Origin of the sequence: Flavobacterium sp. NKUCC04_CG, assembly GCF_019345525.1 — a bacterium.
Classification (GTDB): Bacteria; Bacteroidota; Bacteroidia; order Flavobacteriales; family Flavobacteriaceae; genus Flavobacterium.
Genome location: NZ_JAHKRA010000013.1, coordinates 56,784 through 71,566, shown reverse-complemented (window position 1 = coordinate 71,566; position 14,783 = coordinate 56,784). Strand labels below are relative to the sequence as shown.

The 14,783-nt window shown below is 36.6% G+C and carries 13 protein-coding genes; 4 read left to right on the top strand and 9 right to left on the bottom strand.

Annotation, left to right across the window (positions count from 1 at the left end):
- Positions 1–13: 13 nt before the first annotated feature.
- Positions 14–1,705: an acyl-CoA synthetase gene (locus KO524_RS11235; RefSeq protein ID WP_219294084.1), complete on the top strand. Its 1,692-nt coding sequence runs from the start codon at positions 14–16 to the stop codon at positions 1,703–1,705.
- Positions 1,706–1,738: 33 nt separating this feature from the next.
- Here KO524_RS11235 and KO524_RS11230 read toward each other — a convergent pair whose 3' ends face one another.
- A complete protein-coding gene (locus KO524_RS11230) occupies positions 1,739–2,401 on the bottom strand; it encodes a response regulator transcription factor (protein ID WP_219294126.1) in 663 nt (220 codons plus the stop codon).
- A gap of 13 nt (positions 2,402–2,414) precedes the next feature.
- The gene (locus KO524_RS11225; RefSeq protein WP_219294082.1) at positions 2,415–3,293 is read right to left on the bottom strand and encodes a diacylglycerol kinase family protein; all 879 of its coding nucleotides are present in this window, start codon (positions 3,291–3,293) and stop codon (positions 2,415–2,417) included.
- 113 nt (positions 3,294–3,406) lie between these two features.
- Between KO524_RS11225 and KO524_RS11220 the strand changes: the two genes are divergently transcribed.
- Positions 3,407–5,491, top strand: coding sequence for an LTA synthase family protein (locus KO524_RS11220; protein ID WP_219294080.1), 2,085 nt, complete (start codon positions 3,407–3,409; stop codon positions 5,489–5,491).
- 85 nt (positions 5,492–5,576) lie between these two features.
- On the opposite strand, the gene KO524_RS11215 is transcribed toward KO524_RS11220, so the two are convergent.
- Positions 5,577–5,888, bottom strand: coding sequence for a rhodanese-like domain-containing protein (locus KO524_RS11215; protein ID WP_219294078.1), 312 nt, complete (start codon positions 5,886–5,888; stop codon positions 5,577–5,579).
- A gap of 148 nt (positions 5,889–6,036) precedes the next feature.
- Here KO524_RS11215 and KO524_RS11210 point away from each other — a divergent pair, with 148 nt between their 5' ends.
- Positions 6,037–6,699 (top strand): thiamine diphosphokinase, encoded by a 663-nt coding sequence (locus KO524_RS11210; protein ID WP_219294076.1) that lies wholly within the window; start codon positions 6,037–6,039, stop codon positions 6,697–6,699.
- Positions 6,700–6,809: 110 nt separating this feature from the next.
- Here KO524_RS11210 and KO524_RS11205 read toward each other — a convergent pair whose 3' ends face one another.
- Together KO524_RS11205 and aroC are read right to left on the bottom strand one after the other, a co-directional pair.
- Positions 6,810–7,715 carry a T9SS-dependent choice-of-anchor J family protein gene (locus tag KO524_RS11205; RefSeq protein WP_219294074.1) on the bottom strand — a complete coding sequence of 302 codons (906 nt, stop codon included), beginning with the start codon at positions 7,713–7,715 and terminating at the stop codon, positions 6,810–6,812.
- Positions 7,716–8,075: 360 nt separating this feature from the next.
- Entirely contained in the window at positions 8,076–9,119 is a 1,044-nt protein-coding gene (aroC, locus tag KO524_RS11200) for a chorismate synthase (RefSeq protein WP_219294072.1), read from the bottom strand.
- 137 nt (positions 9,120–9,256) lie between these two features.
- On the opposite strand from aroC, the gene KO524_RS11195 reads away from it, so the two are divergent.
- Positions 9,257–10,081: a UDP-2,3-diacylglucosamine diphosphatase gene (locus KO524_RS11195; RefSeq protein ID WP_219294070.1), complete on the top strand. Its 825-nt coding sequence runs from the start codon at positions 9,257–9,259 to the stop codon at positions 10,079–10,081.
- Positions 10,082–10,157: 76 nt separating this feature from the next.
- Here the strand turns inward: KO524_RS11195 and KO524_RS11190 are convergent, their stop codons facing one another.
- The 4 genes from KO524_RS11190 to KO524_RS11175 all read right to left on the bottom strand — a co-directional run bounded on the left by KO524_RS11190 (position 10,158) and on the right by KO524_RS11175 (position 14,607).
- On the bottom strand, positions 10,158–11,660 hold the full coding sequence (locus KO524_RS11190) for a malate:quinone oxidoreductase (protein ID WP_219294068.1): 1,503 nt from the start codon (positions 11,658–11,660) through the stop codon (positions 10,158–10,160).
- A 95-nt stretch (positions 11,661–11,755) separates the two neighbouring features.
- A complete protein-coding gene (gene ruvX / locus KO524_RS11185; RefSeq protein WP_219294067.1) occupies positions 11,756–12,166 on the bottom strand; it encodes a Holliday junction resolvase RuvX in 411 nt (136 codons plus the stop codon).
- Between the two features lies 1 nt (position 12,167).
- Entirely contained in the window at positions 12,168–13,343 is a 1,176-nt protein-coding gene (locus tag KO524_RS11180; RefSeq protein WP_219294065.1) for an AIR synthase related protein, read from the bottom strand.
- Positions 13,344–13,482: 139 nt separating this feature from the next.
- On the bottom strand, positions 13,483–14,607 hold the full coding sequence (locus tag KO524_RS11175; protein WP_219294064.1) for a cysteine desulfurase family protein: 1,125 nt from the start codon (positions 14,605–14,607) through the stop codon (positions 13,483–13,485).
- Between the last annotated feature and the right edge of the window lie 176 nt (positions 14,608–14,783).

Here is a 14,783-nt window from a genome sequence, read left to right as displayed (position 1 = left end):
CCTAAAATTGATTATGACCAATTATTTTACAAGAATCAGTGAATTGATTGCACGACAAGATTACGATGAATTAAGTCGTGTAGTATTAAATAAGCCTCAACACTTTAATTGGGTTAGCGAGGTTTTTGAAGCAACGCATATAAAAAATCATCCAAATAAAACCGCTTTGTTGTGGACTGATGAAAGGGAAACACTTTCGTTTTCTTTCAAAGATTTGCAGGATCGTTACAATCAATTGTTGTGTTTTTTACGCAAAAAGGGCATTGAGCAAGGCGATGTATTGCTCACACAAATGATGTTTCAACCCATTAATTGGATTGCTATATTAGCGACTATAAAAGGCGGACTACAGTTGGTCCCTGCTGCCAGTATATTGGGAGTACACGATTTGGTGTATCGCTTTTCAAAAACCCTCCCAAAAGTGATTATAGCCGATTTAGACAATGCTGCAAAGATAGATGAAGCCGAACGCCTTAGCGAGAGAAAAATCCCAGTAAAAATCATCGCAGACGGTCAACGCGAGGGGTGGATATCGCTTGATGAGATTGCCTTAGAATCAATTACAGCTGAAGCCGCTGAAACTAAACCCGATGACAATCTGTTTCTTTTTTTTACTTCGGGAACTACCGATTTGCCCAAGATAGTATGTCATACCCATTGGAGTCAGCCCATAGGCCATTTGACAACTGCATCGTGGATTGGACTAACCGCCGATGATATTCATTATAACATTTCACAACCGGGTTGGGCTAAATTTGCGTGGAGCAGTGTGTTTGCTCCGTGGAACGTAGGTGCGACTGTGTTTGCACACCATACCACCGAACGTTTTAATGCCGCTAAAACGCTAAAACTGATCGAAAAACATCAAATTACCACCCTATGCGCGCCACCTACTGTATTGCGTTTGTTTATACAAGAAGACCTCAAGTCGTATGCTTTTAAGTTTAGACAATGTGTGGCTGCCGGTGAGCCGCTGAATCCAGAAATCATTGAACAATGGAAAGCGGGTACAGGAATCTTGATTCGCGATGGTTTTGGACAAACGGAAAGTACTTGTATGATTGCGAATTTACCCGGAAAAAAAGTTAAGCTGGGTTCTATGGGAAAACCCACTTTTTTATACGATATACTGATTGCCGACGATGAAGGAAATAGCTTACCCGACAATGAAGAGGGAAACATCTGTGTAAAAACTAGTGCAGAACGACTAAACGGCTTATTTAAAGGCTATTTATACGACAAAGAGCGGGAGAGACAGGTGTTTCGCAATGGGGTTTATTTTACCGGTGATAAAGCTTATAAAGATTCTGACGGTTATATTTGGTTTATCGGTAGAGACGACGACGTTATTAAGTCTTCCGACTACCGCATAGGCCCCTTTGAAGTAGAAAGTGCCTTACTGGAACACGGCAGGGTTTTGGAATCGGCCGTAATAGGTAGTCCTCATGAGGCAAAAGGTTTTGAAGTCAAAGCATTTGTCGTACTCAAAGATTTGAGTTTGGGTTCCAAAGAATTGGCCGACGAGCTGTTTGCTTTTTCTAGAGAACATATTGCACCATACAAAATGCCACGACTCATCGAATTTGTAACCGAAGTACCCAAAACCATCAGCGGTAAAATTAGAAGAGTGGAACTGCGCGCCTTACAAGCAGAACGTATCTCAAAGAATTTAATAGTCGATAGAGAATATACTTATAGAAGATAAAACAGCAGCGGCAGTTGTGAATTCACCTGCCGCTTAATCGTTGAGTAAAAATCCTACGCCGCGTATCGTTTTTAAGCGGGCATCGTCTTTTTTAAGTTTTAATTTTTTTCGAATGGCGTTCATAAAGACATCAATGACTCCTGTATCGTATTCAAAACTCGTTTGCCATACCGCGTCAATAATTTGATTTCGCGTACAAATCTTGCCTTTATTTTCGATTAAAAACTTTAGAAATTCAAATTCCCTTGGAGTAAAAGAAATTTCCTTATCCGCTTTAAAGACTTGATACTGATTTAAATCTAATACCACATCGCTCCACTTCAATAACTCAGGAACATCAGAAACTCTAAAGTGTATCTTAATTCGTTCAAGCAATTCTTCAAAACTAAAGGGTTTTTTAATATAATCATTAGCTCCGGCTCGCAATCCCGTAATGGTTTCAGCTACGGTATCTTTCGCCGTTAGAAAGAGAATGGGTATTAAGGCATCTTGACTTCGTATATAACGACACAATTCTAATCCAGACATTTTGGGCAACATCCAATCCAATAAACACAAATCAAAGGCATTTTGGTCATACAGGTCTTTCCCACTACTACCGTTAGCAGCCACCATAACCGTATAACCTTCCTCCTCCAATCCCTGTTTTAAAAAATTGGTAATTCCTATTTCGTCTTCAACTATTAGAATTTTCATCATTTCATTGTCCTTAACACAATACTTTTAATGCACTTGGTAGTACCTCTATTCTGAATTTGTTTTCTTTAAATAAATAATATTCCCCATCTAACTGAATTACATTGGTTTCAAAATCAGCAATAGTAACTTCCAATTCTGCCACTTGAGTCCATTCTGCCTTAGCAAAACTATCGGTTTTTTTAAGTAAGACCAACAATCCAAAATACAATTTTTGGATGGTGTTTATTTTGGGAACCATCAATATATCTAAAAGCCCGTCTTGTAAACTCGCTTTTGGAGTTAGCGTCATCGAATAACCCATTTCGTTGGAATTAGAAATGAACAACAACAACGGTTTGATGTTCTTAGACTGTCCTGCTATACACAATTGCATATTTTTAAACTCAAATTTCTTTGCCGATTGTATCGCTGCTTTTAGATATGATAGCAATTTGCGAGAACCCGACTTTTCGTAATTCTCAATTATAGTAGCATCGATTCCAAATCCCATATTGCTGAAAAAATACTTGTGATTAATTTTTCCCACATCGATATTTTTTACGTGGCCCTTTCTGATATTCTCCATAGCCGCTTCGACCGTTTTAGAAATTTCTAAATTCGATGCCAAGCCATTTCCTGAACCCACCGGGATAATGCCCAATGCGATATCGGTATTGACCAATTGCGCAGCTACTTCATGAATGGTTCCATCTCCACCACAAGCGACAATCACATCAGGCGCTAGCAGTATGGCTTGTTGCGTTAATTCTATTGCATGCTTTTTATATTGAGAAAAATGAATGACCACTTTATAGTCTTTCTGCGGAAAAAATTGCAACAATAACTTTTCACAAATATCGTGTTTACCCTTTCCGGAAATGGGATTTACAATAAAATGGATGTGCTTCATAAAAACGATTCGAGTTAAAACTCAATTAAATTGAATTCGCAAAGATAATATTTTCATATTTGAAACGAACATTTCTATAACAATTGTATTATTGCATTTTATTACTATTAATTATGATGTTAAATTTATCGTTTTTCAAACCGTTCAAGTACCTATTAACTTGTTATTTGATATTAAATCTCCTGTTGAGATTGGTTTTTGTTTTTCACCCCATCACCACTTCATCCTTTACATTTATGGAATGGTGCAAAATGTTTTCCATAGGAGCGGTCAACGACTTTTTTGTTTTTATCTTAAGTTATGCACTCTTTGGCTTGTATTACCTTTTCTTATCCAACTCAAAATACACTAAACCATGGGGATACATCATCTTTGGGTCGTTGGTTGCCTTACTCATTTACATTGTTTTTTTTAATACGATACTCAATGAATATGGCGGCTCTATACCTGAAATTGCACAAGCTTTTTTAGCTATAAAAGTTTTTTGTTTTGGTATCTGCCTGTTTTTCCCTAGAAATCGACTACAAATTCGTCAAGTTATTTACTTTTTTTCCCTAGCCTTATTTTCGCTTTTGCTGATTCAAAACACGGTAAGTGAGTACTTTTTTTGGAATGAATTTGGATTGAGATACAATTTTATAGCGGTAGATTATCTGGTATATACCAATACCGTAATTGGAAACATCCTGGAATCCTATCCGGTTGTTCCACTATTTATAGGTGTTGGAGTATTAACCTTAACCATGGCGGTTTTTATCTATAGAAAGACCTATAAAAACCTCCGTAAATTAATGAATTTTCCCAGTAAATTGCTTTGTAGTATTAGTTATCTACTACTTGTTTTTTTAGCTATTTACAGCCTGCCGAAGCTCAGTAACTTGGAAAATGCTTCCAATGTATTTACCAACGAAATTCAAGCAAATGGAACCTATAAATTTTACCAAGCTTTTAACCATAGTGAATTGGATTACTTTAAGTTTTTTCCCGTTTTATCCGAAGACAAAATGGTATCCATACTTCGGGACGATTATCCCGGCTACAAGGGTAAATCACTATTGCGTTCCATCAGCAGTGATTCACTGGAGTTAAAAAAGAATGTGGTTTTAATCACTATAGAGAGTTTAAGTGCTGATTTTATGAGCTATTATGGCAATGAAAAACAACTGACTCCCTTTTTAGATTCCCTAGCACAACAGAGTTTATTTTTTACCAATACCTATGCAACTGGAAATAGAACGGTTAGAGGATTAGAAGCCGTCACTTTATCTATACCCCCATCACCTGGAGAAAGTGTAGTCAAACGCAAAGACAACAAAAATAAGTTTTCGACAGCAAATGTCTTTAAACAAAAGGGCTATCAAGTAAAATACCTTTATGGTGGCGATGCTTATTTTGACAATATGCAGGAATTTTTCTCCCATAATAATTTTGATATTGTCGACAAATCCAGTTTTACGCCCGAAGAAATTAGCTTTAAAAACATTTGGGGCGTTTGCGATGAAGACATGTATCTTAAAGCGATTCAAGTGATGAATCAAGAATACCAATCGGGAGTTCCTTTTTTTAATCACATCATGACAGTGAGTAATCACCGTCCGTACACGTATCCTGCGAACAAAATAGATATCGATCCACAATCCAAATCAAGAGATGGTGGCGTTAAATACACTGATTATGCATTAAAACAGTTTTTTAAGCAGGCTCAAAAACAAGCTTGGTTTGCCCATACTGTTTTTGTTATTGTTTCTGACCACTGTGCTTCTAGTGCTGGTAAAACAGAATTGCCGTTGGATAAATATAGAATTCCAGCGATGATATACGCCCCAGGTTTTATCAGTCCTCAACAAAATGCAACTTTGATTTCACAAATCGATTTAATGCCAACGTTGTTTGGATTGCTCAACTTCGATTATAGCTCTAAATTTTATGGGCAAGATGTATTAAAACCAAGCTATTCCCCTAGAGCCTTTATCGCGACTTATCAAGATATGGGTTTTATCAGCAATAATATGTTAACTATATTATCGCCCACACAAAAAATACAGCAATTCCATTTTGAATCTACAAATCCACAAGAGGTAAAAATACCTTTGACAGCTGTAAAAACTATAGACCAACAACAGGTCGATCGCGCAACGGCCTATTACCAATCGATTGCCGAGCAATTAAAGAAAAAATACTACCAACAACTTCCATAAAAAAGGGCTCCTAGGAGCCCTTTTTTATATTTATCCACTATTTAGTGTTTCTTTTCAATAGTAAAAACGATTATTTTAAACACCTTTATTCTTCTACAATTGGACCTGTCCATTCTGTAATGCCCCCTAAGAGGTTAAAGGTTTTATCAAAACCCAATTGATTCATCAATAAACAGGCTTGATTACTACGTCCACCTGCCTTACAATACACATAATAACTTTTGTCTTTATCTAATTTATTGACTTCATCTAAGAATTCCTGCCCTTTGTAAATATCTATATTCAGTGAATTTGGAATAGCTATTTCTTCGAATTCATCTATAGTTCTCACATCTAAAATAACTGCATTTTCATCTTGTTGAAAATTTTCCCACCATTGCTCTTGTGATAGATTCATAACTTTTTGTTTTGAAGTTTTTATAAAAGTCAAATATAAATCAATTGTAGCAATTAATTCTCATTTAAAAACAAACTAATCGAGCCCTATAGGAATTTATATAGATTATAAATTTTAAATTTGTCGGTCTAACCCTTAGTTTAAAACCATGTCATCACATCATATTGTACGAGACGATCAAGAGCCTGCTTTAATTATCGCGAATGGCGAAGCCTGTAGTTCGGAGCTCATGGGGCAACTCTTAGAATGGTCGCCGTTAATTATAGTATTAGATGCCGCTATGGAGCGGGTTATGAAACTGGGAATTAAGGTAGATGTGTTACTCGGAGATTTCGATCACGGTTACACTCCTGAAACCTATTTGGAATACCAATATCCGTTAGAGATTATTCGGATAGAGGATCAAAATTCTACCGATTTAGAAAAAGCTTTTCAATACTTAATTGCACGAGGTATTCCCAGTGCTAATGTACTTTGGGGAACGGGACGTAGAATGGACCATACGATTTCTAATTTAACCAATATGGTTCGCTACAGTGATCAATTAAAGATTGTAATTCTCGACGATTATTCCAAGGTATATCGCCTACCCAATCACTTTGAAAAATGGTATACTGCACAAACGCCTATATCACTAATACCTGTGGGAACCGTGACGGGTATTGTTACCGAAAACCTCGATTATCCCTTAGCAGATGAAAGCCTAATTTTGGGCTACCGAACCGGTAGTAGCAATAGTGTGCAAAAGGACGGTATAGTGAAAATTACGTATAAAACGGGAGATTTGTTAATGATGGAATGTAATGATTAAATAAACTTTTGCAGTAGATTGAATAAAATTGCTTCTACAAAAAGAAAGAGGTAACCTACATAGACACCTCTTTCGTCATAAAAATATTTGTGATTTTACATGTGCTTCCCTTATTTTTTAATGATTTTCTTTGTTAAGAAACCTTCGTTAGTGGTGATATGCAACAAATAAACTCCTGCTTGCAATTGCGACACGTCTATTTCTAAAGACGGTTCCGAATTGAAATCAAAAGATTGAACCGTTCTGCCGTTTAAATCCCTTACATCCACTTTGGAAACCAAAATATTTCCGGAATTGGTCAAGTTAACCTTATTGATAGTTGGATTTGGAAACAGCAAAAATTGAGAAGCTAAGGCTTTATTTATACTGGCAGTTTCCGAACCAACAACTTTAAAATCATCAACCAGAAAAGTGAAAGCATCGAAGGAAACACAATTTATAGAGATATAAACATCTTGACCTGCATATTGATTCAAGTCATAAGAATATTCTATCCATTCTTCGGTAGTTTCTACATAAGCTCCTTCAGAGATTACAGTAAAACTACTTACTTCTGTATCTGTTGTTGAAACCCCTACTTTAAATCGATCTGCACCATCAACAACAGTTGAAGATTTCGCAAAGAAACTTACTTTATTCTGGTAATCCAGCAAGCGTATTTTAGGAGATATCAACCAATCATCATTTCCAAGAGAATCTTCAGGAACGGCGGCAAATGCAGCCATAACTTTTTCACCACTGTAAGCATCCCAATTATTCCACGGGATTGCTGGCGTAGTTGCTCCAGAATTAAATACAATAAATGAAAGCGGCTGTGTCATATTTGGGAATTCGATACCGGGAAAGCCATAGGTAGGCAAATTATCGACATCTCTTAGTGTCCATTGTCCTATATCCGCAATAGCAAAATTGTCGTAAGATTCGAAATCATCTTCGAACAGGGTCTGAACCCCCTCTTGAGCCTTCATTTCCATAAAGCTCAGCATAAAAAACAATACAAGTAATTTTAATTTCATATTTAATAATTTTAAAAGTTATTATCAAACCTAAAAAAAAATAATTACAAAAACACTATCTTTATATAATTAAATTACATAAAAAAGCATAAAAAAGCAAATTATACTCAATTAAAATCACCAAACATTAACAAAACATCATTTTAAAAACAAGATAATTTTTTTAAATAAATAAAAAAATCCGACTTGGTATTAAAATTTTCTATTCAAATTAAAATAGTTTAACATTCAATGTCAGCTAAAAAAAACTAAAATAAGGAGGCGCATGGCTGTAAAACAACAAGAGGCTGTCTTAAAAAGACAGCCTCTTGTTAAATTCAGTTCAATCCAAAATGCCCTCTATAAAAAGCCCATATCTCCTTATAAAATAAAATCGGCTAAAACTAAAGCAGCCATAGCCTCCACTATAGGTACGGCTCGTGGCACCACACAAGCATCATGCCGTCCTTTACCAGAAACCACCACCTTATTGTTATTTATATCTATGGACTCTTGATCTTTCATCAAGGTTGCGACAGGTTTAAAGGCCACACGCAAATAAATATCCATACCGTTACTGATCCCTCCCACTATTCCTCCTGCATGGTTGGTAAGCGTTTTACCACCCGGAAGGATTTGATCATTGTGCTGGCTACCTCGCCACTGAGAACCAGCAAATCCACTTCCGATTTCTACGCCCTTTACGGCATTAATCGACATCATGGCTTTGGCTAATTCGGCATCCAATCGATCAAACACGGGTTCTCCAATTCCCACGGGAACATTTTGTATCACACAGCTAATAATACCTCCTATTGTATCTCCATCCTTTTTAACCGATTTAATTAGATTTTCCATTTCCAAGGCCATTGTTAAATCGGGACAACGAACGGGATTCCGTTCTATATTGGCAAAATCCAATTCGGTATATGGAACTTTAAGCTCTAAATCACCTACTGCAGAAACATAGGCCGTTATTTTGATGTCTTTTAAAAGTTGTTTTGCCACTGCACCGGCCACCACCCTGCAAGCGGTTTCCCGGGCAGAACTGCGTCCACCACCACGGTAATCTCGAATACCGTATTTTTGCTGATATACATAATCGGCATGACTCGGACGAAAAACATCTTTGATATGCGCGTAATCATCAGATTTAGAATTTTCGTTTTTAATGATAAAACCTATCGGTGTTCCCGTGGTTTTTCCGTCAAAAATACCCGATAAAAACTGAACCTTATCGCTTTCTTTACGCTGGGTTACTATTTTTGATTGTCCCGGTTTTCTACGATCTAATTCACTTTGAATAAATTCCATATCCAAGACTATATTTGGAGGACAACCATCGATTACTCCTCCAATTGATTCACCATGCGATTCACCAAAAGTACTTACCCTAAACCTATTACCGTATGAATTACCTGCCATAATATTTCTTATTTTAATTCATTTATGCCACCACTACATTTGTCTTGCTTACTCAAAATTCCTAATAATTCCATAACTTTCCATTAACGCTAGTTTGAACTAAGAAGCTTTTATTTGTTATAATAAAAACTGATCCATTGAAAAAAAGACTCTTAGAAATGGTCGTTATATCCGATGTTCATTTGGGAACATACGGTTGTCATGCCAAAGAATTACTCAGTTACTTACAATCCATTAAACCCAAAATCCTTATTTTAAATGGCGACTTAATCGATATCTGGCAATTTCGAAAATCATATTTTCCCAAATCCCATCTAAAGGTCATCAAAAAAATAATTGATTTGGCTTCTAAAGGAACAAAAGTATATTATATTACGGGAAATCACGACGAAATGCTTCGGAAATTCAGTGATTTTCAATTGGGCAACATTGCTTTAGTCGATAAGTTGGTGTTGGAAATAGACGGTAAAAAAGCATGGGTTTTTCACGGAGATGTTTTTGATTCTTCTGTACAACACGCCAAATGGATTGCCAAACTAGGTAGTAAGGGATACGATTACTTAATATTACTGAATCGATTGATCAATTGGTTTCTAATCAAACTCAACAAAGAGCCGTATTCACTTTCCAAACGCATCAAAGCCAGCGTTAAAAAAGCGGTTAAATTTATTGGAGATTTCGAAAAAACCGCCACCGATTTAGGAATTGATAACCAATATGATTATGTGATATGCGGACACATACACGAACCCAAAATAAAAACGGTTCGCAACGCTAAAGGGAATATTACATACCTCAACTCGGGCGATTGGATTGAAAATTTAACAGCTTTGGAATACAACAAAAAACGCTGGAAAATATACCAACATTCCACCGAAGCAGCCGTGTCTGAGGACGAAGAATACTTTTCTAGAGAAAATGAATTGTCCGATGCCTTGGCTACCTATCTCAACAAGCGGTAAACCGGTCTTCTAAATATAAAAAGGCTGTTTCAAAATTTGAAACAGCCTTTTTACACTATACATCACTGCTTTAGTTTTATTTATTATAAGGATATAAATTTAAAACTTCGGCAGTTTTAAGTCTTAATTCCTTCGCCAATTCGGGGTGCTCATTTAAGAGTAATCCAAAAGAAGGCACCATCGTTTTCATTTTGGTTTGCCAAGCCTCAGAGGCAAATCGGTCAGGGAAACATTTTTCAAGCAAAGTAAACATGATTGATGTAGCGGTTGAGGCTCCAGGAGAGGCTCCTAATAAAGCCGCAATAGACCCGTCTGCAGCACTTACTACTTCGGTACCAAACTGTAAAACGCCTTTTCCGTCGGCATCTTTTTTAATTACTTGAACGCGTTGACCTGCTACTTCTAGAGTCCAATCTTCTTGTCGCGCTGCAGGCATATATTCTCTTAAGGCTTCTAATCGATTTTCGTCTGATTGCAAAACCTGTCCAATTAAGTATTTTGTCAAGGGAATGTTCTTTAACCCTGCTCCCAACATCGGTTTGATGTTGTTGAGTTTGATTGATTCAAACAAATCCAAATAAGAACCGTTTTTTAAGAATTTTGTTGAAAATCCGGCATAAGGACCAAACAACAAGGCTCTTTTACCGTCAATGAAACGCGTGTCTATATGAGGAACAGACATCGGTGGTGCACCTACAGAAGCTTTACCATAAACCTTGGCAAAATGTTGATCAATCACCTCTTGATTGGTACATTTTAACCATTGTCCTCCTACTGGAAAACCTCCAAAACCCTTTCCTTCTGGAATATCGGCTTTTTCCAACAATAGAATAGATCCTCCACCTGCTCCAATAAAGACAAATTTAGCTTTAATTCTCGATTTCTCATTGGTATCTACTTGTTTAGCCGATACCCTCCAACGTCCGTCTTCTTGTTTTTTAAGGTTTTGAACTTTGGTATTAAAGTGCATATTTACACCATCCAAAGTTTGTAGATAAGCAAACAACTCGCGAGTTAATACTCCAAAATTGACGTCTGTACCAAACTTCATAGCCGTAGCGGCATAAGAAGTATTTAAGTCGCGTTCATTCATCAATAAAGGTGCCCATTCCTTTATTTGCTCTATTTTATCGCTAAATTCCATGTCTTGAAACAAGGGGAACTTTTGCAATTCTTCATAGCGCTTTTTTAAGAAAGCAACGTTATCGTCGCCCCATACAAAACTCATATGCGGAACGGCATGTATAAAGTTTTTAGGATTTGTCAACACTCCTTTCTGAGTCAAATACGTCCAAAACTGCCTAGACAATTCAAAAGATTCGACGATATCAACAGCCTTACTGGCATCAATAGTACCGTCTTCTCTTTGGGGTGTATAATTTAATTCACAAAACGCAGCGTGTCCTGTTCCGGCATTATTCCAAGCATCGGAACTCTCTGCCGCAGCTACATCAAGCCTTTCAATAATATCGATTGTAAGATTGGGCTCGAGTTCTTTTAATAAGATACCGAGTGTAGCACTCATGATACCAGCACCTATTAAAACAACATCTGCTTCTGATTTCTGTATAGTTGACATCGCAATAAAATTATTTTTAGCAAAGTTAATCGTTTTTCAATTGATCTGTTTAAACAAAAATATTTTTATTATTGTTTGCAGAAAAATTTACTGTTTTATTTTTTTCCAAGATAATCTTGCAGTATGATTGTTGCTGCAATCTCATCTACCAAGGCCTTATTTTGACGTTGTTTTTTCTTCAAACCACTATCAATCATAGTTTGAAATGCCATTTTTGAGGTAAATCGTTCGTCCATTCGTTCTACTTTCATAGTTGGAAAAGCAAGGCTGAATTTTTCGATGAATTTTTCAATTAAAGGCGCAATTTCCGAAGGTTCGTTGTTCATGCGTTTGGGTTCACCAAAAATTACAATTTCCACGTTTTCCTTTGAAAAATAATCTTTTAAAAAAGCCAATAAATCCGGGGTTGCTACAGTAGTTAAACCCGAAGCTATCATACGGAAATCATCGGTTACTGCAATACCGGTTCTCTTTTTACCAAAATCGATGGCTAATACGCGAGACACCTTATTCGTAAATAAAGGTTCCGTATTCTGAAGAAATGGTCAATTTCTTAGAATCAGCGTTTTCTACTCTTCCGATAAGCTGCGCGTTCACGTTAAATGATTTGCTGATCTCAATAATATCTTGAGCAACTTCTGGGCTGACATACAATTCCATACGGTGTCCACAATTGAAAACGCGATACATTTCTTGCCAATCGGTTTGGGATTGTTCTTGTATCAATTTAAACAAGGGTGGTACGGGAAATAGGTTATCCTTAACGATATGAAGGGCATCGATAAAGTGTAGTATTTTGGTTTGAGCACCTCCACTGCAATGTACCATTCCGTGAATTTGCTCGGCATTGAACTGACTTAATATGCGTTTGATAATTGGCGCGTAAGTACGGGTTGGAGATAAGACCAACTTTCCAGCATTTATGGGCGAATTTTCTACGCTATCTTGTAATTTCATTTTACCTGAATATACCAGACTTTCTGGTACGGAAGGATCAAAGCTCTCCGGATATTTTTTTGCCAAATAATGATCAAACACATCATGACGAGCCGAGGTTAATCCGTTACTACCCATTCCTCCGTTGTATTCGCTTTCGTAACTGGCTTGACCAAATGATTCTAATCCTACGATGACATCGCCGGCTTTGATATTGGCATTGTCTATAACATCACTTCGTTTCATACGAGCGGTAACCGTAGAGTCCACAATAATGGTTCGTACAATATCGCCCACATCAGCCGTCTCTCCTCCAGTAGAATGGATGGTAACTCCGAAATTTTTTAAATCTTCAATTAAACTTTCGGTCCCATTGATAATAGCCGAAATGACTTCACCAGGCACCAAATTCTTATTTCTTCCTATAGTAGATGATAAAAGAATATGATCCGTTGCTCCTACACAGAGTAAGTCGTCTATATTCATAATCAACGCATCTTGTGCGATACCTTTCCATACTGACAAATCTCCAGTTTCCTTCCAATAGGTATAAGCTAAAGACGATTTGGTCCCTGCTCCATCTGCGTGCATAATTAGACAATAGTCTTCATCGCCCGTTAAATGATCGGGAACAATTTTACAAAAAGCTTTTGGAAAAAGCCCTTTATCAATATTTTTAATCGCATTGTGAACGTCTTCTTTATCAGCAGAAACTCCGCGAAGCGCATATCTATTATTAGAATTCATAAAAAGTGTGTTGTTTGTGCAAATTTACTGCTTATATAGAAGTAAAACAATCCCTTTAAAAAAAGAAGATTTTACTCTGTAGTTATTTTTTTTGACTAAAAGCAACAAAAAATCTACTGTTAAACAGTAGATTTCTATGTTATACTCCTTGTAAAACCTCGATTAATATATCGATATCTTCCTCAGTCGTTTCATGACTAAAAGACACTCTTAAGCTCGGTTTTTTCAATTCGGTCTCACTTAAGAACTCCGACAATACATGTGATGGTTTTTGACTACCTGATTGACAAGCACTTCCACGAGAAACCGCAATTCCTTTCATGTCCAATTGAAACAACATCATGGCTGCTTTCTCTTCTGAAAGCGGTAATGATACGTTTACTATATTGTAAAATCCTATTTGATTGCCGTTAAACTTGACTTCGGGAAAAACTTCCATAAGCTTGGTTTGGCAATATGTTTTTATATTCTGAATGTGTTGGCGTTCTAAGTCCAATTTCTCATAAGAAATCTCAAAAGCCTTAGCCATACCAACTACTTGATGTACAGCTTCTGTACCGGCACGCATACCTTTTTCTTGTTCACCTCCAAAAATCATCGGCTTTAAAACGTTATTCTTACGTATAAAAGCAAATCCAATTCCTTTAGGTCCGTGAAACTTATGTGCACTTGCCACTATAAAATCGACCGGAATACTTTTTAAATCCATTTCAATTTTACCTACAGACTGAACGGTATCGCAATGAAATAAGGCCTGATGTTTTTGACATAAATCCGCAACTCTCTGCAAATCCAATTCGGTACCCACTTCATTATTTACATGCATTAAGCTCACTAAAGTTGGCACTTCATCCGCTAACATTGCTTCGAGTTGATTATAGTCAATCTCACTATTAGGCAAGATGTTTACAAACTCCAAATCAATGTTGTATTCCTTCTCCATCTGTTTGGCTGCATATAAAACAGCGTGATGTTCCATTTTTGAAGTAATGATTCGCTGTACTTTTAAATCACGTACAGCCGAACGAATAATCCAATTATTGGCTTCTGTACCGCAAGAAATAAAAATTATTTCCGAAGACGAAACATTTAATTGTTTGGCAATACTCTTTCTTGAAGCTTCAATCAACGATTTTGCTCTTCTTCCCACAGCATAAGTTGAGGATGGATTTCCGTATTCTTCAGAAAGCACTTTGATCATTTCAGCAATTACCTCTGGTCTTAGAGATGTAGTAGCTGCATTATCAAGATATACTTGTTTCATTTTTTATATAGTAGGTAAATTGATTTGAGGTATAATACCCAAAATCCATTCAACCTTTTTTAGTTACTTTTAAATAGTCCGTCTATAGTATATAACGGATTGACTACAAAATTAATAAACTGTCAAACAATTTGAAAGTCATTCCGCATTTCTTTATTGCAAAAAACAGTACTTAT